The 21523-nt window shown below is 72.7% G+C and carries 16 protein-coding genes, 1 tRNA gene and 1 pseudogene; 5 read left to right on the top strand and 13 right to left on the bottom strand.

Annotation, left to right across the window (positions count from 1 at the left end; genetic code table 11):
• Positions 1-240: 240 nt before the first annotated feature.
• The 7 genes from rho to ACWCSV_RS16770 all read right to left on the bottom strand — a co-directional run bounded on the left by rho (position 241) and on the right by ACWCSV_RS16770 (position 9622).
• Entirely contained in the window at positions 241-2274 is a 2034-nt protein-coding gene (gene rho, locus ACWCSV_RS16740; protein WP_451142787.1) for a transcription termination factor Rho, read from the bottom strand.
• A 387-nt stretch (positions 2275-2661) separates the two neighbouring features.
• Positions 2662-3579: a homoserine kinase gene (gene thrB / locus ACWCSV_RS16745; RefSeq protein WP_451142789.1), complete on the bottom strand. Its 918-nt coding sequence runs from the start codon at positions 3577-3579 to the stop codon at positions 2662-2664.
• A 381-nt stretch (positions 3580-3960) separates the two neighbouring features.
• The gene (gene thrC / locus ACWCSV_RS16750; protein WP_451142791.1) at positions 3961-5031 is read right to left on the bottom strand and encodes a threonine synthase; all 1071 of its coding nucleotides are present in this window, start codon (positions 5029-5031) and stop codon (positions 3961-3963) included.
• Between the two features lie 6 nt (positions 5032-5037).
• On the bottom strand, positions 5038-6339 hold the full coding sequence (locus tag ACWCSV_RS16755) for a homoserine dehydrogenase (RefSeq protein WP_451142793.1): 1302 nt from the start codon (positions 6337-6339) through the stop codon (positions 5038-5040).
• Between the two features lie 95 nt (positions 6340-6434).
• A complete protein-coding gene (gene lysA, locus ACWCSV_RS16760) occupies positions 6435-7826 on the bottom strand; it encodes a diaminopimelate decarboxylase (RefSeq protein WP_451142795.1) in 1392 nt (463 codons plus the stop codon).
• A 21-nt stretch (positions 7827-7847) separates the two neighbouring features.
• Positions 7848-9044, bottom strand: coding sequence for an ArgS-related anticodon-binding protein NrtL (gene nrtL, locus ACWCSV_RS16765; protein ID WP_451142797.1), 1197 nt, complete (start codon positions 9042-9044; stop codon positions 7848-7850).
• A 95-nt stretch (positions 9045-9139) separates the two neighbouring features.
• Positions 9140-9622, bottom strand: a complete 483-nt coding sequence (locus ACWCSV_RS16770; protein WP_451142799.1) for a response regulator — start codon at positions 9620-9622, stop codon at positions 9140-9142.
• A gap of 133 nt (positions 9623-9755) precedes the next feature.
• Between ACWCSV_RS16770 and ACWCSV_RS16775 the strand changes: the two genes are divergently transcribed.
• Positions 9756-9827 (top strand) — tRNA-Arg (locus ACWCSV_RS16775).
• 161 nt (positions 9828-9988) lie between these two features.
• On the opposite strand, the pseudogene ACWCSV_RS16780 reads toward ACWCSV_RS16775, so the two are convergent.
• From ACWCSV_RS16780 to ACWCSV_RS16790, 3 genes and pseudogenes are all read right to left on the bottom strand, one after another.
• Positions 9989-10422, bottom strand: a pseudogene (locus ACWCSV_RS16780) (VOC family protein).
• A gap of 174 nt (positions 10423-10596) precedes the next feature.
• The gene (locus ACWCSV_RS16785; protein WP_451142801.1) at positions 10597-10851 is read right to left on the bottom strand and encodes a hypothetical protein; all 255 of its coding nucleotides are present in this window, start codon (positions 10849-10851) and stop codon (positions 10597-10599) included.
• A 125-nt stretch (positions 10852-10976) separates the two neighbouring features.
• Positions 10977-11684 (bottom strand): ScbR family autoregulator-binding transcription factor, encoded by a 708-nt coding sequence (locus tag ACWCSV_RS16790; RefSeq protein ID WP_451142803.1) that lies wholly within the window; start codon positions 11682-11684, stop codon positions 10977-10979.
• Between the two features lie 255 nt (positions 11685-11939).
• Here ACWCSV_RS16790 and ACWCSV_RS16795 point away from each other — a divergent pair, with 255 nt between their 5' ends.
• A complete protein-coding gene (locus ACWCSV_RS16795; RefSeq protein ID WP_451142805.1) occupies positions 11940-12956 on the top strand; it encodes a ScbA/BarX family gamma-butyrolactone biosynthesis protein in 1017 nt (338 codons plus the stop codon).
• Between the two features lie 82 nt (positions 12957-13038).
• Here ACWCSV_RS16795 and ACWCSV_RS16800 read toward each other — a convergent pair whose 3' ends face one another.
• Entirely contained in the window at positions 13039-14337 is a 1299-nt protein-coding gene (locus tag ACWCSV_RS16800; protein ID WP_451142807.1) for a cytochrome P450 family protein, read from the bottom strand.
• A gap of 178 nt (positions 14338-14515) precedes the next feature.
• Positions 14516-15865, bottom strand: coding sequence for a serine hydroxymethyltransferase (locus tag ACWCSV_RS16805; RefSeq protein ID WP_451142809.1), 1350 nt, complete (start codon positions 15863-15865; stop codon positions 14516-14518).
• Between the two features lie 406 nt (positions 15866-16271).
• Between ACWCSV_RS16805 and ACWCSV_RS16810 the strand changes: the two genes are divergently transcribed.
• Together ACWCSV_RS16810 and ACWCSV_RS16815 are read left to right on the top strand one after the other, a co-directional pair.
• The gene (locus tag ACWCSV_RS16810) at positions 16272-17018 is read left to right on the top strand and encodes an SAM-dependent methyltransferase (RefSeq protein ID WP_451142811.1); all 747 of its coding nucleotides are present in this window, start codon (positions 16272-16274) and stop codon (positions 17016-17018) included.
• A 493-nt stretch (positions 17019-17511) separates the two neighbouring features.
• Positions 17512-19080, top strand: coding sequence for a hypothetical protein (locus tag ACWCSV_RS16815; RefSeq protein WP_451142813.1), 1569 nt, complete (start codon positions 17512-17514; stop codon positions 19078-19080).
• A 39-nt stretch (positions 19081-19119) separates the two neighbouring features.
• On the opposite strand, the gene ku is transcribed toward ACWCSV_RS16815, so the two are convergent.
• A complete protein-coding gene (gene ku, locus ACWCSV_RS16820; protein WP_451142815.1) occupies positions 19120-20424 on the bottom strand; it encodes a non-homologous end joining protein Ku in 1305 nt (434 codons plus the stop codon).
• A gap of 121 nt (positions 20425-20545) precedes the next feature.
• Between ku and ligD the strand changes: the two genes are divergently transcribed.
• On the top strand, positions 20546-21463 hold the full coding sequence (gene ligD / locus ACWCSV_RS16825; RefSeq protein ID WP_451142817.1) for a non-homologous end-joining DNA ligase: 918 nt from the start codon (positions 20546-20548) through the stop codon (positions 21461-21463).
• The last annotated feature ends 60 nt before the right edge of the window (positions 21464-21523 follow it).

A 21523-nucleotide genomic window follows, 5' to 3' on the forward strand; every position in this document is an offset into this window, starting at 1 on the left:
ACCAAGAAGGGTGTCACAACGCCCTGTGACCACCGTACGGCCGAACGAGTGGGAGGCGGACCTGGAGAACTGCCCGTGACACCGCGCTCACCTGCGGTTTCCTTCCCCATGCACGCTTCGGGGCGCCCCCGGGACGATCACTCTGGGTGTGGTGAAGGTCTCGGACGGGCCACGCGCACGACGAAACCGCCCCCGTCGCGGGTGCGACGGGGGCGGTTCGGTTCAACTGCGGTGCGGACGTCAGTCGTTGCCGTTGCCCGGCGACGGCGTCGTCTTCTGGATCTGGAGCAGGAACTCCGCGTTGGACTGGGTCTTCTTCATCCGGTCCAGCAGGAGCTCGATCGCCTGCTGCTGGTCGAGCGCGTGGAGCACGCGACGCAGCTTCCAGGTGATGGCCAGCTCGTCGCTGCCCAGCAGGATCTCTTCCTTACGGGTACTGGACGCGTCGACGTCCACCGCCGGGAAGATGCGCTTGTCCGAGAGCTTCCGGTCGAGCTTGAGCTCCATGTTGCCGGTGCCCTTGAACTCCTCGAAGATCACCTCGTCCATGCGCGAGCCGGTCTCGACGAGCGCGGTGGCCAGGATGGTCAGCGAGCCGCCGTCCTCGATGTTGCGCGCCGCACCGAAGAAGCGCTTCGGCGGGTACAGCGCGGTCGAGTCGACACCACCGGACAGGATGCGGCCGGAGGCCGGCGCCGCGAGGTTGTACGCGCGGCCCAGGCGGGTGATCGAGTCGAGCAGGACGACCACGTCGTGACCCAGCTCGACCAGGCGCTTGGCCCGCTCGATGGCGAGCTCGGCGACGGTGGTGTGGTCCTCGGCGGGACGGTCGAAGGTCGAGGAGATGACCTCGCCCTTCACCGACCGCTGCATGTCGGTGACCTCTTCCGGACGCTCGTCCACGAGGACGACCATCAGGTGGCACTCGGGGCTGTTGACCGTGATCGCGTTGGCGATGGCCTGGAGGATCATGGTCTTACCGGTCTTCGGCGGGGCCACGATCAGTCCGCGCTGGCCCTTGCCGATCGGGGCGACCAGGTCGATGATCCGCGTCGTCAGGACGTTGGAGTCGGTCTCCAGGCGGAGCCGGTCCTGCGGGTACAGCGGCGTGAGCTTCTGGAACTCCGGGCGTCCGCGGCCGGATTCGGGTGCCATGCCGTTGACGGTGTCGAGGCGCACGAGGGCGTTGAACTTCTCGCGGCGCTCGCCGTCCTTGGGCTGGCGCACGGCGCCGGTGACGTGGTCACCCTTGCGCAGGCCGTTCTTGCGGACCTGGGCGAGCGAGACGTACACGTCGTTCGGGCCCGGCAGGTAGCCGGAGGTCCGGATGAACGCGTAGTTGTCGAGGATGTCCAGGATGCCCGCGACGGGGATCAGGACGTCGTCGTCGGCCACCTGCACGTCGCTCTGGAAGTCCTCGCGGCCACGACGGCCCCGGCGGTCGCGGTAGCGGCCGCGACGGCCGCGACGGCCGCCCTCGTCGTCGAAGTCGTCCTGCGGACCGTTGTCACGGTGCTGCTGGCCCTGGCCGCCGCCCTGACCCTGGCTCTGGGTCTGGCCCTGGCCCTGGCGCTGCGACTGGCCCTGGCCCTGGCGCTGCTGGCCCTGGTCGTCGCCCTTGCCCCGGCGGTCGCGCTGGCGGTCACGGCGGTCGCCGCGGTCTCCGCGCTGACGGTCCTGGCGGTCGCCGCGACGGCCCTCGGCCGTGTCGGCTGCCGACTCGGCGCGGGCGTCGCCCTTCGCCTCGGCGCGGTCGTCCTGCTTGGCCTCGGCGGCGCGGTCGTCCTGCTTCGGCTCGGCCTTGACCTCGGGGGCACCGGCCTGCGCGGTGGCGCGGCGCCGGCGGCGCTCGCCCGCGGGCTGGTCGTCGCTGGCGGGCTGGCCGGGGATGTCGATCTGCTGCTGGGCGGCCGGCTTCTCGGCCGGGGCGGCGGCCTCGTCGCCCGTGCGCGCCTTGGAGGTGGCGCGGCGCTTGGGCTTGCTCTCCGCGTCCGTCCCGGCGGCGGGCGCCTTGGCGGCGGCCTTGGCGGCGGGGGCCTTGCCGGCCTGCGCCTCCTTGATGACCTCGATCAGCTGGCTCTTGCGCATGCGCGCGGTGCCCCTGATGCCGAGGCCGGACGCGACCTGCTGCAGCTCGGCCAGGACCATGCCGTCAAGGCCGGTGCCGGAGCGGCGGCGCCGTGCGGTGGTGCCAGTGGCAGCACCTTCGGCGGGCGCGGCGCTGTCGACGCTCTTGTCGGCAGTCACGCCCATCAGATCGGTGGTGTCGCTCACGAAGGGTCCTTCCCTGGAGCGGACGTCGGCCTTCTGGCTCGGCGACCGGTTGTGCTGTCCGGCATTCGGTTTGTGATCTTTTCGATCGCGGACCGGGCCGGGGCGGTGGTCCGCCGGGTGCGGCGGAGAGATGAACGTGCGGGGTCCGACGCGAGCTCCCCCTGCTCGGCCCACTCATGGACGAACGTGGGGTGTCGTGCCGGTTCCGGAGCGTGCTCGAAACTGCTCAGACAGGCTGATCAGGCAGTTGGGGAGGCTCCCGGAAGAAAGGTGGTCCCTGAAGGGGACACGAAGCAACGCGTCGCTGGGACGTCGATTGCCGACTTGAGATTAACACTACCGGCTCCAACAAATATTCCCCCTCTCTGTCACCGGCAATCCCTCTGCTCACGGCGCGAGCGGCAGCACGCACGCACCGGGACCGTCGAGCGCGAGCCGGTTCGCGGCCCATCCCTCACCCGCGAGCCGGGCCACCTTTTCGGCGGCGCCTTCCTCCGTAAGAGCGAGAACCGTGGGCCCGGCACCGGAGATGACGGCGGGGACGCCGTCGGCGCGCAGCCGGTGCACCAGTTCGAGGCTCTCCGGCATCGCCGGGCCCCGGTATTCCTGGTGGAGCCGGTCCTCGGTGGCGGCCAGCAGCAGCTCGGGGCGCCTGGTCAGCGCCTCGACGAGCAGCGCGGCGCGGCCGGCGTTGGCGGCGGCGTCGACGTGCGGGACCTGGCGGGGCAGCAGTCCGCGGGCGGTCTCGGTGAGCACCGGCTTGCCCGGTACGAAGACCACCGGCACGACCGAGTCGGCCGGGTCCATCCGGATCGCGCGGGCCGCTCCGCCGTCCATCCAGGCGAGGGTGAATCCGCCGAGGAGGCAGGCCGCGACGTTGTCGGGGTGGCCTTCGATCTCGGTGGCCAGCTCCAGCAGCGCGGCGTCGTCGAGGCGGGCCTCGCCGCCGGTGGTCACGGCGCGGGCGGCGACGATGCCGGCGCAGATGGCGGCGGAGGAGGAGCCGAGACCGCGGCCGTGCGGGATGCGGTTGGCGCAGACGATCTCCAGCCCGCGCGGCTGTCCGCCGAGCAGGTCGAAGGCGGTGCGCATGGCGCGTACGAGCAGGTGCGACTCGTCGCGGGGCAGGGTGTCGGCGCCCTCACCGGCGATGTCGATGTGCAGGCCGGAGTCGGCGACCCGGACGACCACGTCGTCGTAGAGGCCCAGCGACAGGCCGAGGGCGTCGAAACCCGGGCCCAGGTTGGCGCTGGTGGCGGGGACGCGCACCCTGACGGCGGCGGCTCGGAACGCGGGACCGGCCATCGGCTGGTGGACTCCTTGGGGCGGGGATGCGGTGCGTGCGGGTGACTCTGCGGCGGCGGGATGGTGACACGGGAGTCCGGTCGGCCGGAACGCGACGTCCGGGCGGCGGTGCTCCGGTGGTGGACCCCACGGCCACCGCACGGCGACCGGGACAGGGCCGCGTGACGACGCTGCCGATCACGTACAGCTTATCGAAGGAAGGTTCTGTGGCGACATAGGGCGCAGGGGAGGCGCACGATGCGTGTCGCACGCATCCCCTGCGCTCTCCGCCCTGGAAAAGGGGGTTGGGGCCGATCTGCCCGGTCTGCACCGCACCGCCCGGAGGCGTTTCGCCTGCCGGGCGGTGCGGTGGTCGTGCGGGCGGGACTTCAGCGACACGCTTCAGACGAGGCCGAGCTTCTCCGCCGCGGTGGCGGCGTCGACCGGGACGGTGACGGGCTGCGGTGCGCCCGCGACGGCCCAGTCGGGGTCCTTGAGGCCGTTGCCGGTGACGGTGCAGACGATCCGCTGGCCGGGGTCGACCTTGCCCTCTTCGGCGGCCTTGAGCAGGCCGGCGACGGAGGCGGCCGAGGCGGGCTCCACGAAGACGCCCTCCTGCGCCGCCAACAGGCGGTAGGCGGACAGGATCTGACGATCCGTCACCTCGTCGATGAAGCCGCCGGACTCGTCCCGGGCGGCCAGGGCGTAGTTCCAGGAGGCCGGGTTGCCGATCCGGATCGCGGTGGCGATCGTCGCCGGGTCCTTGACGATCTCGCCGCGCACGATGGGCGCGGAACCGGAGGCCTGGAAGCCCCACATGCGCGGCCGGTGGGTGGCCATGGCGTCACCGGCGTACTCGGTGTAGCCCTTCCAGTAGGCCGTGATGTTGCCCGCGTTGCCGACCGGCAGGACGTGGATGTCCGGGGCGTCGCCGAGCGCGTCGACGATCTCGAACGCGGCGGTCTTCTGGCCCTCGATACGGACCGGGTTGACCGAATTGACCAGCGCCACCGGGTAGTTGTCGGAGAGCGAGCGCGCCAGCGTCAGGCAGTCGTCGAAGTTGCCGTCGACCTGGAGGATCTTGGCGCCGTGCACGAGCGCCTGCCCCATCTTGCCGAGCGCGATCTTGCCGCGCGGTACGAGGACGGCGCAGACCATCCCGGCGCGCACCGCGTACGCGGCGGCGGAGGCGGAGGTGTTGCCGGTGGAGGCGCAGATGACGGCCTGCGCGCCCTCCTCCTTGGCCCGGGTGATGGCCATGGTCATGCCGCGGTCCTTGAACGAACCGGTGGGGTTGGCGCCCTCGACCTTGAGGTGCACCTCGCAACCCGTGCGCTCGGACAGGACCTGCGCCGGGACGAGCGGCGTGCCGCCCTCACGGAGTGAGACGACCGGCGTCATGCTCGTGACCGGGAGACGGTCCCGGTACTCCTCGATGATGCCGCGCCACTGGTGGGTGCCCTTGCTGGTCATGGGTCCTTACTCCCCTTCAACACGCATGATGCTGGCGACACCGCGCACGGTGTCGAGCTTGCGCAGCGCTTCGACGGTCGCCGAGAGGGCGGCGTCGGGCGCGCGGTGGGTGACGACGACGAGAGAAGCCTCGCCGTTCGAGTCCTGACGGCCCTGCTGACGAACGGTATCGATCGACACACCCTGCTCGGCGAAGACCGTGGCGACCTGGGCGAGAACGCCCGGTTTGTCGGCGACGTCGAGGCTGATGTGGTAGCGCGTCACGACCTCGCCCATCGGGCTGACGGGCAGGCGCGTGTAGGCGGACTCGCCCGGGCCGGTGGCCCCGTTGAGCTTGTTCCGGCAGACGGCGACGAGGTCGCCGAGGACCGCGGAGGCGGTCGGCGAACCGCCGGCGCCGGGGCCGTAGAACATCAGCTGCCCGGCCGCCTCGGCCTCGACGAAGACCGCGTTGTACGCCTCGCGGACGGAGGCCAGCGGGTGGCTGAGCGGGATCATCGCGGGGTGAACGCGCGCGGTGACCGACTGCCCGTCCGCCGCCCGCTCGCAGATGGCGAGGAGCTTGACGGTGCAGCCCATGCGGCGGGCGGAGGCGATGTCGGCGGCGGTGACCTCGGTGATGCCCTCGCGGTGCACCTCGCCGATCCGCACCCGGGTGTGGAAGGCGATCCCGGCGAGGATCGCGGCCTTCGCGGCGGCGTCGAAGCCCTCGACGTCGGCGGTCGGGTCGGCCTCGGCGTACCCGAGGGCGGTGGCCTCGTCGAGCGCCTCGGAGTAGCCGGCGCCGCTGGTGTCCATCTTGTCGAGGATGAAGTTGGTCGTGCCGTTGACGATGCCGAGCACCCGGTTGACCTTGTCGCCGGCGAGGGACTCGCGCAGCGGGCGGACCAGTGGGATGGCTCCGGCGACGGCGGCCTCGTAGTAGAGGTCGCGGCCGTGCTCCCCGGCGGCGGCGTGCAGGGCCGTGCCGTCCTCGGCGAGGAGCGCCTTGTTGGCGGAGACGACGCTCGCGCCGTGCTCGAAGGCGGTGGTGATGAGGGTGCGGGCGGGCTCGATGCCGCCGATGACCTCGATGACCACGTCGATGTCGCCGCGTTTGACCAGGGCCGTGGCGTCGGTGGTGATGAGCGCGGGGTCGATGCCCTCGCGGACCTTCGACGGGCGGCGGACGGCGACGCCGGCGAGCTCGACCGGCGCGCCGATGCGCGCGGCGAGGTCGTCGGCGTGCGTCGTCATGATGCGCGCCACCTCTGAGCCGACCACACCACAGCCCAGCAGCGCCACCTTCAGCGGACGCGTACGCATCATCCGACCTCGTTTCTCCTACATCCGATGTATGGAACAGTCTCACTCACCGGACGGGCGATTCTGTCACCCGTCCGGATTCTGAGACATCTATTTCATCAGCCGACATCGAGACGCAGGAGATCTTCCTCCGTCTCGCGCCTGACGATGACGCGCGCCTCTCCGTCCCGCACCGCGACGACGGGCGGGCGGAGCGCGTGGTTGTAGTTGCTCGCCATCGACCGGCAGTACGCCCCGGTGGCCGGTACGGCGATCAGGTCGCCCGGCGCGAGGTCGGCCGGCAGGAACGCGTCCTTCACCACGATGTCGCCGCTCTCGCAGTGCTTGCCGACGACCCGGACCAGCATGGGTTCGGCGTCGGAGGTGCGGGAGACGAGCGCGACGCTGTACTCGGCGTCGTAGAGCGCGGTGCGGATGTTGTCGGACATCCCGCCGTCGACGCTGACGTACGTGCGGAGTCCCTCGAGCGGCTTGATGGTGCCGACCTCGTACAGGGTGAAGGCGGTGGGGCCGACGATGGCGCGGCCCGGCTCGACGGAGATCCGGGGGGTGGCGAGGCCGGACGCCTCGCACTCGCGGGTGACGATGTCGCCGAGCGCCTTGGCGATCTCGTGCGGCTCGCGCGGGTCGTCGTCGGAGGTGTAGGCGATGCCCAGACCGCCGCCGAGGTCGATCTCGGCGAGCTCGACACCGTGCTCGTCGCGCACCTCGGCGAGGAGCTGGACCACGCGGCGGGCGGAGACCTCGAAACCGGCCATGTCGAAGATCTGCGAGCCGATGTGCGAGTGGATGCCGGTGAGCTCCAGGCCGTCCAGGGTGAGGGCGCGGCGGACCGCCTCGGCGGCCAGGCCGCCGGCGAGCGCGATGCCGAACTTCTGGTCCTCGTGCGCGGTGGCGATGAACTCGTGGGTGTGCGCCTCCACGCCCACGGTGACCCGGATCTGCACCCGCTGGCGCTTGCCGAGCCGCTGGGCGACGTGAGCGACGCGGACGATCTCCTGGAAGGAGTCGAGGACGATCCGGCCGACACCGGCCTCCACGGCCCGCTCGATCTCGGCGACCGTCTTGTTGTTGCCGTGGAAGGCGATGCGCTCGGCGGGCATCCCGGCGTCGAGCGCGGTGGTCAGCTCGCCGCCGGAGCAGACGTCGAGGTTGAGACCCTCCTCGCGGAGCCAGCGCACGATCGCGCGGGAGAGGAACGCCTTGCCCGCGTAGTAGACGTCGGCGTCGGGCCCGAAGGCGGCGGACCAGGCGCGGCAGCGGGCCCGGAAGTCGGCCTCGTCCAGGAAGTACGCCGGAGTGCCGAACTCCTCGGCGAGCCGGGCGACTTCGATGCCGCCGACGGTGAGGGCGCCGTCCGCGTCACGGGTGACGGTGCGCGACCAGACCTTCTCGTCGAGGAGGTTCAGGTCGGCGGGCGGGGCCGCGTAGTGGCCCTCGGTGACGACATCGGCGTGACGGGGTCCGGCGGGGTGGGCGGAACGGCTCATCGTATGACTCTCTCGGGTCTCTCAAAGGTGTTCGGGCGCACTGATACCGAGCAGGGACAGGCCGCCGGCCAGCACCGTCCCGGTGGCTTCGGCGAGGGCCGGCCGGGAGCGGTGGGCGGCCGAGGGTTTCTCGTCGCCGGCGGGAAGCGGGGGGCAGGCGTCGTGGAAGTCGAAGAAGGCGTGCGCGACGGCTTCGAGGTGGCGGGCGAGCCGGTCGGGCGCGCGGTGCCGGGCGGCGGCGAGGAGGACCGCGGGGTGGTCGGCGAGCAGGGCGGCCAGCGCGAGGGCCGCGGGCTCCCCGAAGGGGGTGGCGTGGTCCGGGGCGGCCGGGCGCCGCGTGGCGGTGCCGTCCGGGGCGCCATGGTCCCGGGCCGCGTCGTCCCGGGCGCCTGCGTCCCGGGCGTCCTCGTCGTACGCGTCCGGGGTGGTCCGGAGGCCGAGGGCGCGGGCGGCCCGGGTGACGGCGTGGGCGCGGGCGCGGGCGTAGCGGACCAGGAAGAGCGGGTTGGCGGCGGTCTGGACGAGCAGTCCGTCGTCGAGCGCGGCCCGGTCGTGTCCGGCGGCCCGCAGCAGCCCCCAGCGGGCGGCGTCGGGCCCGAGGCGTACGAGGAGGCCTGCGGCGGACACTCCGGCGGGCACGGGCCGAATCGTTCCGGCCGCACCGGCCTCGGGCACGGAGACCGTACCGGCGTCCTTACCGGTGGCGACCCCGAGGCGGCTCCACACCGGGTCGGCCGGCCCGGTCGGGACGGTGCGCGGGGCGGCGCCCTGGGACCGCAGCAGCGCGGCGACGGCGTCGGCGGTGACGGCGGCCCGGACCTCGGCGGCGTACGGCAGCAGGGGCGTCTCGCCGCTCAGCGCCGTCCCGTGGCCGTACTCCGCGCCGCGTGCCGCCACCTCGCGTACGAGGGCGGTCCGGGCGGCTCCGTCGGCGGAGGCGTCGAGCGTGAGGCTGAGGAACCCGGGCCCGGTGATCTCGACCCGTCCGATCCCGGGCTCCGCCGCGATGCGGTCCCTGAGGATGCGGGCGACCTCGTGCGCGGGCAGCGCCGCCGGACGGGCGAGCTGGAGCGCGACGGCGCAGGCGTAGTCCCCGCTGCCGCCGGGGCGCGTCCTCTCCACCCGTACGCGTGCGGGCACGGCCACGCGCAGGGCGTCCTCGTCCACCGCGCGGCGCACGGCGTGCAGCACGGTCCTGGAGAGGTCGGCGGGGGTCACGGGACCAGCCTAGGTGAGGAGGGGGGGCGCTCCGCGACCGCGTTTCGCCATACGGGCACCGGCCGGGGCCCACCGGACGGGATGAGGACAGGAACTCAGCGCGCGGCACTGCCCGCCCGGCCGGCGCCGAAGCCGCCGTCCGCCGCGGAGTGCTCGTCCGGCAGCGCGAGGCGGCGCACCAGCCGCACCAGCTCGCTGGGCTCGAACGGCTTGGCCAGGAACGCCTCCACCCCGGCGGCGACACCCCGGTCGGTCTCGTACGGGGTGCAGGCGCTGATGATCGCGACCGGAATGGCGCTGGTACGGGGGTCCTCGCGGAGCCGGGCGGCGGTCCGGGGGCCGTCGAGGCGGGGCATCATGACGTCGAGGGTGATCACATCGGGCCGCACGCGGTGCACGACGTCCAGGCACTCGACGCCGTCGGCCGCGGTCACGACCTCGAAGCCCTCAAGCTCCAGGTTGACCCTGATCAGATGCCGGATGACCTTGTTGTCGTCCACAACAAGCACGCGGCCGTACGCCCCTGACACGTTTCGAGAGTAGGTGCGCCCCCGGGGCCGCGTCCGGGTTTTGCCCACTTCCGCCCCCGAGGGCCGCACAGGCCCCGCTCCCCCGCCCCCGCGAATCGCCCAGCGCCGTGGAAATACCCGTTCACGGACACCCCTCGGGAGCTGGTAGTGTTTCACCCGTCGCAGAGCAACACCGCGATACGCCCCCGTAGCTCAGGGGATAGAGCATCGGCCTCCGGAGCCGGGTGCGCAGGTTCGAATCCTGCCGGGGGCACTTCCGGACAGAGGGTCCGATCAGCGGAAACGCCGATCGGGCCCTTTCTCGTTGCCCCGTCGCTTCTCACTGCCCCGTCGCTGCACGTCGCCCCGTCGCTTCTCGCTGCCCGGTCGCCGTGCGTCTTCCCTCGTCGCTTCGTGTCGCGGCCGCCCGGGCCCTCAGTCGAGGCAGAACTCGTTGCCCTCGATGTCCAGCATCGGAATGCAGGACTCGTCGAACCCGTCGGCCTTGAGGACCTGCACGCAGACCGCGCCGAGCGCGACCAGCCGGGCGCACTCGGCTTCGAGTGCGGCCAGCCGCCCGGCGCCCACGAGGCCGGCACCGGCGGTACGTCGAGGTGCACCCTGTTCTTGACAGCCTTGCCCTCGGGAACGCGCTGGAAGTACATCCGCGGGCCCACGCCGGTGGGGTCCGCGCAGACGAAGGAGGCGCCCCGGCGCTCGGGCGGCAGCGAGCGGTCGTACTCCTCCCAGGTGCCGTACCCCTCGGGTGGCGGCGGTACGACGTAACCGAGCACCTCGCACCAGAAGCGGGCGACGCGTTCGGGGTCCGCGCAGTCGAAGGTGACCTGGAACTGCCTGATCGCTGCCAAGGGATCCTCCCGGACGCTCGTCGTTCACCGGGCGTGGGATGCCGCCGAAGCTCGCGCTCGTGGCGGTCCCGGTGCCGGCGCGCGAGCCTGCCACGGGAGCACGGGGGGCTCAATCGGTTTTCCGCCCCGCCGGCCGGCCCACCGCTGCCCGTGGGCCGGCCGGCGGCGGACCCCTCAGCCCGTCGACTCGTCCGGGGTCGGGTGGTCCGGGTGGACGCCCGCGTTGCGGGCGGCACGCGCGCCCGCGCCGGCCTCGTCGGGGTCCGCCCCGTCGGCGTCCTCCTGCTGCTGGTCCGCCCAGGGCGGCGGGGGGACGTCCAGCGCGTCCTCGCCCTCCTGCACCTGCTGGTCCGGCATGTCGGCGGGTATGGGCGGCGGGCTTCCCGAGGCGCCGGTGTACGCGGGTCCTTCTGGCCTGCGGTCGGTCATCTGTGCTCTCCGTTCGACCTGCCCATGGTTGCCGGGGCGCGGGTGCGCCGCCACTCCGGGTACCCCGGGGCGTGCCGGACGAACCCCGCCGGGCGCGTCGTCGTACGGGGAGCGGGACGCCGGGGTCAGGCCGTGCGCGCCGTCGGCCGGTCCGCGCCGAAGACGTCCGGCTGTCCGGAATCCGCGGGTTCGTGGTCCTCGGCGGAGGCGCGGGCCTGCGCGAAGGCGCGGGCGCCGCGCTCGGGCGAGGTGTCCAGTCGTCCGAGGACACCGGGCACCGCGATGCTGGGCAGCACCAGGTCGTACAGGAGGGAGATGCGCTCCTCGAAGTCGGCCATCTCGGTGGCCGCCTGGGACATCAGCTGGATGCCGGTGAAGGAGCCGACCATCGTCTGGGCGGTCCGTACGGGATCGACGTGCGGAAGCACCTCGCCCTGCCCCTGAGCTGCGGTGATCTGCTGACTGGTCAACTGCACCCAGTCGTGCCACGGCTTGCCGAAGAAGCGCTGGTTGCTCTGATCGGCTGCAATGCGCGCGGCACCCCGCAACAGTGGCTCTCTCGGCAGCCGGTGCGCGAGGATCAGCCCCATGTCCACGAAGGACTGCATCTTCAGCGGTTGTTCGGGCGGCGGCTCGGTGACCGCATGGTCCAGAACGCCTCGTGCCAAGTCTTCCTTGGAGGGGAAGTGGAAGTACAGCGCGCCCTTGGTCACCGCGGCCCGCTCCAGGATCTCCTGGATCGTCGCGGCCTCGTAGCCGCGTTCGGCGAAGACCGCTGCGGCGGCTGTCAGTACTGCGTTGCGCGTCCTGATCGCGCGCTCCTGCCGTGCCATTCGAGATCTCCTGACGATGCGCCTGACGGGGCTCAGTGTCTCCGGCACGTTCCCCTCAAGAAACCGGCTGGTCCGTATTCTATGGCACCGTTCCCGGCGGCCTCCAGTTGAGGCGGCCCCGGCGGCCGTGTGCCGGACCGCGCTCCCCGCCCTCAACGGGCCTTCCGGTCGGCCTCTTTGAGGACGCCCCGGACTGCTCCGTATTCGCGCTCGACCACCACTGATCACGTGCGCATTCATCCCTGGGGGGAGCACATGCACCACACCGTGAAGCACCACCACACCCCGCCCGTCCCCGAGTTCAGGACGGACGCCACCGCCTCGGTCCCGGCGCCCGGAAGGGGCGTACCGGGCACCACACCCTCGGTCCGTCCGGCGGACGCCCACCGTGTCCAGCCAGACGACGTACTGATCCGCGACTACCGCCGGCTCGCCGAGAACAGGTACGCGCTCGACATCGACTGGGCCGGCCGGCACGTCTTCTTCGAACCCGCACTCGGAAGTGTGCACCACCACATGCTGATCGCGCAGACACTGAGGCAGATCGGACTCAGCCTCGCACACACCGAGTTCAAGATCAGCTCCGCGCACCAGTTCCTGATGAGCGGGATCTCCTACTCCGCCGATCCACGCCTGCCGACGGACCTGTCGCCGATCCGCGCGGAGGCGGTCTGCACCTGGACCGGGCGCAACGGTATCCGCATAGCCATCGCCCTGGAGCAGCACGGGTCGGTCTTCGTCCGGAGCGAGTCCGGGTTCTCCTGGGTGTCCGACCGGGTCTACCGGCGGCTGCGCGGCTCGAACCTGACCGCGCTGCCCGGGGTCATGCCGGCACCGGCCGGTGCGGCGCCGGCCGGGCGGCGGGCGGCGGACGAGGTGGTGCTCGGCGCTTCGGACCACCCGCACCGCTGGGAGTTGATCGCCGACACGGGCCATCCGGCGCTGATGGACCACCCGGTCGACCATGTGCCGGGGCTCGTGGCCATGGAGGCGAGCCAGCAGGCCGCGCACGCCGTCGTCGCGGGTGCGGGCGACCGGTCGTGGTGCCCGCTCACCACCGACATGCGTACGTTCCGGTACATCGAGTTCGACGCGCCGTGCTGGATCGACGCCCGCGAAGTTCCGCTGCCGGGGGCGTCCTTGGGCGGTGCTCCGGACGGGGGCGGCGGCGCGGACAGGACCGTGGTGGAGGTGACCGGGACGCAGCGCGGGAAGGTGGTGTTCCGCAGCCTGGTGGAAGGGCTGGCCTCGCCCGTCGCCGTACCGGAGTGACGGGCGGGTGAGGTTCCGGGGCCGGTGGCGGACGGGCGGACGGGCGGGTCCCGTGGTCCGTACGCCACCGGCTTCCGGGCCCTCAGGGGCGCCCGTGCGGCAGGACCGGGAGTTCCTGGTGGCCGTTGGAGATGAAGGACTTCACCGGGCGCAGCTCCGAGGACGGGACGGCGAGCGCCAGTCCGGGGAACCGGGCGAAGAGCGCGGACAGGGCGGTGACGCCCTCCATCCGGGCCAGCGGCGCCCCGATGCAGTGGTGGACGCCGTGGCCGAAGGCGAGATGGTCGCGGCGGGTGGCCCGGGTGAGGTCGAACCGGTCGGCGTCCGGTCCGTGCAGATCCGTGTCGCGGCCCGCGCCGGCGACGGCCATGACGAGGGCGTCGCCCTTGGGCACGACCACGTCGCCGAGGTCGATGTCCTCGACGGCGTAGCGGAGCATGAGGTTGGCCGCGGCCGGTTCCCAGCGCAGGGTCTCCTCGATCGCGTCGGCCCATTCGGCCTTGCCGGCGCGGATCAGTTCGAGCTGGTCGGGGTGGGTGAGCAGGGCGTGGGTGGCGTGGTCGATCAGGTTGATGGTGGTCTCGTACCCGGCCGACAGGAAGTGGACGAGGGTGTCGAGCAGTTCCTGGTCGTCCAGGGGGTCCGGCGCGCCGGAGGCCAGTCCGTCGCGCTGGATGGCGACCAGGGCGGTGGTGAGGTCGTCGCCGGGGGTCTCCCGCTTGAGGGCGACGAGTTCGTGGAGGATGCCGTACAGCTCCCCGGCGTGGGCGCGTACTTCCTCGGCCGGGGTCGCGGTGCTGAACAGGGCGTCGAAGAGGGTGCAGAGCCGGTCGCGGCTGGTCAGCGGTACGCCGAACAGCTCGCAGATGACGCGGGCGGGCAGCGGTCCGGCGTACCGGGCGCGCAGGTCCACCGGTTCACCCGCGGGCAGGGCCTCGATCTCGTCGAGCAACTCCTCGGCGATGCGGGTGACGACGGGGGCCAGGGCCTTGGTGCGGTGGGCGGTGAAGGCGCCGGAGACGAGCTTGCGCAGGCGGGTGTGGGCGGGGCCGTACGCCGTGAACATGCTGCGTATGGAGACCCAGAGGGCCAGCGACCAGTCGGGGCCGACCTCGCCGTCGATCCAGGCGGGCCAGTGCTGGGCGGCGTCCTTGGAGACGTCGGGGGAGGTGAGCAGCCGGGTGATGACGGCAGGGTCGGCGACGGCCCAGGCGGGAACGCCTTCCGGCAGTTCGATCCGGGTGGCGGATCCGCCCGCGCGGATCCGGGCGGCCTCGCCCTGGATGTCCGTACCGGAGGGGTCGAGCCGGAACGGGCAGCGCGCGGCGGTGGCGGCGGGCTCGGGGGAGGGAGCGGTGCCGGCGGGGGGGTTGGTGTGCATGTTGTGTCTCTTTTCTGGACGGCCTGTGCCTGCGAGGACATTGGCCGCAGAGACGCTTCTTCGGCAAGCGAAGGGGCGAACCGATTTTTCCGGACGGGGGCGCGGAGGCGGTACGGAGGCCCGTCGGGGGCCGGGGCGAAAGGCCCTGAGCCCCCGTACCGCCTCCGCGCGCGGCGGGTCAGGCGAGCGGCAGCCCCGGTGCCGGATGGGCGTCCATCAGCTCCTTGACCTCGCCGCGGACCCGGGCGACCACGCTCTCGTCGCCGGTGCGCGCCGCGTCGACCGCGGCGTCGATCCAGGCCGCCACGTCCGCCATGGCGGAGGCCGGGACGCCGCGGCTGGTGAGCGCGGGGGTGCCGATGCGGATGCCCGACGGGTCGAAGGGCTTGCGGGTGTCGTACGGCACGGAGTTGTGGTTCACCACGATGCCCGCGCGGTCCAGCACCTTGGCCGCGACCTTGCCGGGCACGTCCTTGCCGGTGAGGTCGATCAGCAGCAGGTGGTTGTCGGTGCCGCCGGAGACGAGGTCGAAGCCCCGCCCGGCCAGTTCGTCGCCGAGGAGGCGGGCGTTGGCGACCACCTGGTGGGCGTAGCCGGAGAAGTCCGGCCGTGCGGCCTCGCCGAGCGCGACCGCGATCGCGGCGGTGGTGTGGTTGTGCGGACCGCCCTGGAGCCCCGGGAACACCGCCCGGTCGAGGGCGCGGGCGTGCTCGGCCGTGCTGAGCAGCATCGCGCCGCGCGGCCCACGCAGCGTCTTGTGCGTGGTGGTGGAGACGACGTCGGCGTACGGGGCCGGCGAGGGGTGCGCCCCACCGGCGATCAGCCCGGCGATGTGGGCGATGTCGGCGACCAGCACCGCACCGGTCTCGCGGGCGATCTCGGCGAAGCCCGCGAAGTCGATGGTGCGGGGCACCGCCGTACCGCCGCAGAAGATCACCTTGGGGCGTTCGGCGAGGGCCAGGTCGCGCACCTCGTCCAGGTCGACCCGCCCTATGTCGCGGCGCACGCCGTAGCCCACGCCCCGGAACCAGGTGCCGGTGGCGGAGACGCCCCAGCCGTGGGTGAGGTGGCCGCCCATCGGCAGGCCCATGCCGAGGACGGTGTCGCCGGGTGCGCAGAACGCGAGGTAGACGGCGAGGTTGGCCGGGGAGCCCGAGTACGGCTGCACATTGGCGTGGTCCATGCCGAAGAGGGCCTTGGCGCGCTCGACGGCCAGCCGCTCCACCTGGTCGACGACCTGCTGGCCCTCGTAGTACCGGCGGCCGGGGTAGCCCTCGGAATACTTGTTCTGGAGGACCGTGCCGGATGCCTCCAGCACGGCGGCCGAGACGTAGTTCTCACTGGCGATGAGACGCAGGGTGTCGGCCTGGAGCCGCTCCTCCGCGTCGATCAGCCGGGCGAGTACGGGGTCGGCGGCGGCGAGCGCCGGGCGGCCGGCGGAGGGCGCCGCGGTGGCCGCCGAGGTGGCCGTCCCGTCGAAGGGCGGTGCGGATACGGCGGTTTCGGATGCGTGTACGGGTACGGTCACGAGACTCTCCCGGGTCGGCCGCGTCGTGCGGCTCGGACCCGGATGCCCAGGCGGACGGCCTCCGGCGGTGGTCCTCCGGACGGGCCGGAGCGCGCCGCTTCCTCGTGGTCGTTTCCACGCAACGCCCCGTGGGGCGCACGCCAGTCGCGGCACGCAGGACGATACCGGCTCGGGCCGGATCGCGCGCGGCAGAACACGGACGGCGCGGGGCCGGGGCGAAAGACGCGCGGAGCGGAACGAGGTGGGCACGGTGCAGGCGCGGGGGGTCGAAATCCGGTGGACACGCGGCGCGGGCCGCCCGTAGGACTGTCCCCGCCCGGACGGCCCGCCGTCTCCGTACCCGCCGTACCCGCCGCGCCCGCCGCGCCCGCCGCGCCCGCCGCGCCCGAGAAGAGAGGAGCCGCCCGTGGACCTCCCCCGTATCTTCACCATCCGCGAGAGCAGCCACCGCATCCACAACCCGTTCACGGCCGACGCGTTGGCGGCCCTGGGCCGAGCCCTGCGCCTGGAACCGGGAATCCGTGCGCTCGATCTCGCCAGCGGAACCGGCGAGTTGCTCTGTACCTGGGCGCGTGACCACCGGATCACCGGTACCGGCGTCGACATCAGCACCGTGTTCACCGCCCAGGCACGCGCCCGCGCGGCGGAACTCGGGGTGGCGGACCGGGTGGAGTTCGTGCACGGCGACGCCTCCGGGCATGTCGCGGACGTACCCGTCGACCTCGCCGCCTGCGTCGGGGCGACCTGGATCGGCGGGGGTCTGGACGGAACGGTGGAGCTGCTGGCCCGCAGCCTGCGGCCGGGCGGCCTGATGCTGATCGGCGAGCCGTTCCGGCGCCGGGAACCCGCGGACCAGGAGATCGTCGAGGGCTGCCACGCGAGCAGCCCGGCCGACTTCCTGGCGCTTCCCGGGCTGCTCGGGCGGTTCGGCGAACTCGGTTACGACGTGGTGGAGATGGTGCTGGCGGACGAGAACGGCTGGGACCGGTACCGGGCGGCGCAGTGGCTCAACCTCCGCAGCTGGCTGGACCGGAACCCTGAGGACGAACTGGCCGCCCAGGTACGCGCGGAGCTCACCACCGACCCCGTCCGCTACGCCCGGTACGAGCGCGAGTACCTCGGCTGGGGGGTGTTCGCCCTGATGAGGCGCTGACGCGGCGCCGAATCGGTACTGATTCGGCGCTGATTCGGCTCCGAAGCACAGGAGTTGGCACATCACGCCTGAGCTGGGCGGCGCCGCACGGACCATGACGAACCGTCCGGTTCGCGCGTGGACGAGGGCGAAACGGGAAAGACTGAGGGTGACCGCAAGGGCTCGACGGTGGGGGGACCGTATGGAGTCGGACGAAGGACGCGCACACCCGCACGACGGCGCTTCGGGGCCTGATCCGAGCCCGGGGTCCGGGCCGGGATCGGGGTCCGGGCCGGGATCGGGGTCCGGGCCGGGATCGGGGTCCGGGCCGGGATCGGGGTCCGGGCCGGGATCGGGGCCGACGGCCGCGTGGAGCTCCGGACCGGGCGGACCGGCGGACGTACCGCCGCCTCCGTCCGGGCCTCCGCCCGTACCGCCGCACCCGCCGCTGCCTCCCTCGTCCCCGCCGCCTCCCCCGCCGCTGCCGCCGTTCGCCGGGCTGCCGTCGCCGACCGTGCCCGCCGGGCCTCCCCCGCCGGGTGCCGGGCTGCGCGCCGCCGCTGCCGGGCTGCTCAACCTCAGCGGCCTCGGGCTCGGCCATCTCCTCGTCCGCCGCTGGATCCGCGCCGCCCTCTGCCTCGCCGCAACGGGCCTGCTGCTGCTCACGGTCCTGCCCGCGGAGCCCGACGGGGTGTCGGGCGGCGTGCTCGTCGCCTACCTCGTCGTGCTCGTGGTGGCCGCCGCCGACGCGGCGAGGATCGCGCGGCGCACGGCGGTCGCCGGCTCGTGGCGGCCGGTGGTGGCCGCCGTCCTCGGACTGGTGCTGCTGGCCGTCCCGGTCGGCGGGGTGGCGCTCTACGGCTCCGCGCGCGACGAGGCCGTGCAGGAGATGCTGCTCGACCGGCTGGAGACCGCCGACCAGGCGGTCGCGGCGGCGGCCGGCCAGTCCTTCACCACGGCGAAGGCGAAGTACACCTCGGCGTTCGCCGTCTACCGCGACCTCGGCCGGAAGCACCCGGACTCGCGTGCCGGAAAGCTGGTGCCGGACCGGCTGAAGTCCTACTACGCGGCGGTCTCCGCCCCGTACGCCGAGAAGGACTTCTGCATGGCGCTGGAGCCGCTGCGCTATCTGCGTACGCTGCCGAAGGGCGGGGACGCCGAGCTGCTGGGCAGCCTCGCGCGGTGGCCCGACGAGCCGTTGTCCGAGTCGCTGTACGCGTGCGGGCTGTCGGAGCTCGGCTCGTACGGCGCGGATGTCGCCTCCGTCTCCAAGGGGGCCGAACTCGCCGAGCTGCAGCGGACGTTCCCCGACTCGGCCGCCGCCGCGAAGGTGGCTCCGGCCGTCGACGCGCGGATCGCAGAGGAGACGGGGAAGCTGGGCGGCGCGGAGCCGTGCACGGTGACGGAGACCCTGCGCAGCATGAGCGCGACCGTCGGTGCCCTGACCGGGGACGACCTCAAGGCTTCGGCCGCCCGCGCGGACCGGGGCGTCCGGGACGGGGTGTACGCCTGCGGGGTGGACCAGTTCAGGGAGAAGAAGTTCAGCGAGGCGCGCTCCACGCTGACCGGGTTCGCCGACACGTACAAGGACGACGGGCGGCTCGGACAGGCACGGAACATCTCGATAGCCGCCGAGATCGCCGAGGACCGTCCCGCCGCCGGGGAGAAGCTGCCACCGGCGAAACGGCCCGGCGGCCCGACCATGGAGCTCGTCATCAGCAACGACGCGCCCAACGAGGTGGAGGTCCTCTACACCGGACCGGTCACCGGCAGCGTCACCCTGAAGGCGTGCGGGAGTTGCGGGCGTTACGACAGCACGGCCGCCGGTAACCGGCAGGCGTGCAAGGCGAGCGGGAAGAGCTACCCGAAGGCGCGGCTGCAACTGCCCGCCGGTGACTACCACTTCCTGTACAAGCACGGGACCGGGGCGAGCGCGGCCGTGGACAGCTACGCGGACGGTTCGAAGATCGAGCCCGGGTACACCTACACCTCGTGCACGTACGTCGTCGAGCAGGACGACCCCTTCGGGCTGGACCCGCCCTCGCTGGACCTGCCGTCGATCGACCCGTCGGACATCGCCTGAGGGGCCCGCGCGGAGCACGGCCGAGGGCGCTCCGGGCGCTCAGGCGGAGGAACGAGAGGCCCGCCTGCCCGGGGCGCTCCTGCCTGCCGCCGTCTTCTTCGCGGACGACTTGGCGGCCGGCTCGGCGGAAGAGGTCTTCTTCGCGGGAGCCTTCTTCGCGGCCGTCTTCGTCGCGGCCGTCTTCTTCGCGGCCGTCTTCGTCGCGGCCGTCTTCTTCGCGGCCGTCTTCGTCGCGGCCGTCTTCGTCGCGGCCGTCTTCGTCGCGGCCTTTCCCCGGGCCGTCTTCGTCGCGGGCTTCCCTCCGGACGTCTTCGTCGCGGGAGCCTTCTTCGCCGCCGGCTTCCGTGCCGTCGCCTCGGCGGTGGACTTCTTCGCCCCGGTCTCCTTGGGCCGTGACCTGCCGGAGTCCGAGCCGGCCGTGCGGGAGACGTTCTTGCCGGTCGGCGTGCGGTGCGTGGCCCGCCCGATGGGGTGGACGTCGGCCACTCTGCCGTCCCCGCTGTCCCCGCCGTCCCCGCCGTCCTCACTGGACTTCCCGGACTTCCCGGACTTCCCGGCCCCCTCGTCCCCCCGCGACTCCTTCGCCGCGCGGACGCTCTTCTCCAGGGCGGCGACCAGGTCGATGACCTTGCCGCCGGTGTCCTCCTCCCGGGCGGGTGCCATCGGCTCGCCCGCGGCCTTGGCGGCGACCAGCTCCTCCACCGCCTCGCGGTAGTCGTCGTGGAGCGTGTCCAGGTCCACCCCGCCGAGGGTGTCCATCAGGGCGTCGGCCAGGTCGAGTTCGGCTTCGCGCACCTTGGTCGCGGTGTCCGGTACGACGTCCTCGGGCGACCGCAGCTCGTCCGGCCACAGGAGCCCGTGCATCACGATCACGTCCTCGGCCACCCGCAGCATCCCGAGCCGTTCCCGCCCCCGCAGGGCGAACTTGGCGACGGCCACCTTCTCGCTGCGCTTCAGCGCCTCGCGCAGCAGGGTGTACGGCTTCGCCGCCGGTACCCCGTTCGCGGAGAGGTAGTAGGCGGTGTCCATCTGGAGCGGGTCGATCCGGGTGGCCGGGACGAAGCCGAGGATCTCGATCGTCTTGTTCGTGGGGAGCGGCAGCGAGGCGAGGTCCTCGTCGGTGATCGGGATGAGGGTGCCGTCCGCGTCCTCGTACGCCTTGCCGGTCTCGGCGGAGGTCACCTCCTCCTCGTCGACCTCGCAGACCTTGCGGTAGCGGATACGGCCGCCGTCGGTGAGGTGGACCTGGCGGAAGGAGACGGAGTGGTTCTCGGTGGCGTTCATCAGCTTGACCGGGATACTGACCAGCCCGAACGAGATGGCGCCGTTCCAGATGGACCTCATGGAGCTCACTCTCGACCCCTTCCGACGACCACGCCCCGGCGACTCCGGCGGCCCCGCCCGGCGACCCCGCCCACTCCGGCGCATTGCGCACACTTCGGGTGATTCATGTGATTCTTATCGTATGACGCCGATCACGGAGGTGGAGGGGCGGCGCCTGGCGCTCAGCAACCTGGACAAGGTGGTGTACCCGGCCACCGGCACGACCAAGGGCGAGGTGCTGCACTACTACGCCGCCACGGTCGCGGGGGCGCTGCTCGCCCATCTGTACAACCGGCCGGTCTCCTTCCTGCGGTATCCGGACGGTGCGGAGGGCCAGCACTTCTTCTCCAAGAACCCGCCGCCCGGTACGCCCGCCTGGGTGCGCACGGCGCGCGTTCCGCACCGGGGGGAGCGGGACGCGGCCCAGGTCGTGGTCCAGGACCTGGCCTCGCTGATGTGGGCGGCCAATCTGATGGTCGAGTTCCACACCCCGCAGTGGCAGGCGGACGCACCGGCGGCCGCCGACCGGATGGTCTTCGACCTGGACCCGGGCGCCCCGGCGAGCGTGGTCGAGTGCTGCGCGGTCGCCGGGTGGCTGCGCGAGCGGCTGGCGGCCGACGGACTGCTCGCGTACGGGAAGACCTCCGGCTCCAAGGGCCTCCATCTGCTGGTCCCCCTGGAGCCCACCCCGTCCGACAAGGTGACGGCGTACGCGAAGAGGCTCGCGGTCGAGGCGGAGGCCGCGCTGCCGGATCTGGTCGTCCACCGGATGAAGCGGGATCTGCGTCCGGGGAAGGTGTTCGTCGATTTCAGCCAGAACGCGGCCGCGAAGACCACCGCCACCCCCTACACCCTCCGCGCCCGCCCCGAACCGGCCGTCTCCGCGCCGGTCACCTGGGAGGAGATCGAGGCGTGCGGCGCCCCGGAGGAGCTGGTCTTCCTCGCGGGCGACATGGCCGCCCGCCTGGAGACGTACGGGGACCTGCTCGGACCGCTCATCAACCCGAACCGGGCCCGTCCGCTGCCCGCGGGCCGCGGGGGGCGCCGCTCCGGCGCGTGACGGCGCCCGCCAGGCGCGTGGGGACCATCCGGCCGCCCCCAGGGGCCGCCTCCGGGACCT

It is taken from the genome of Streptomyces sp. NPDC001770 (assembly GCF_053596135.1).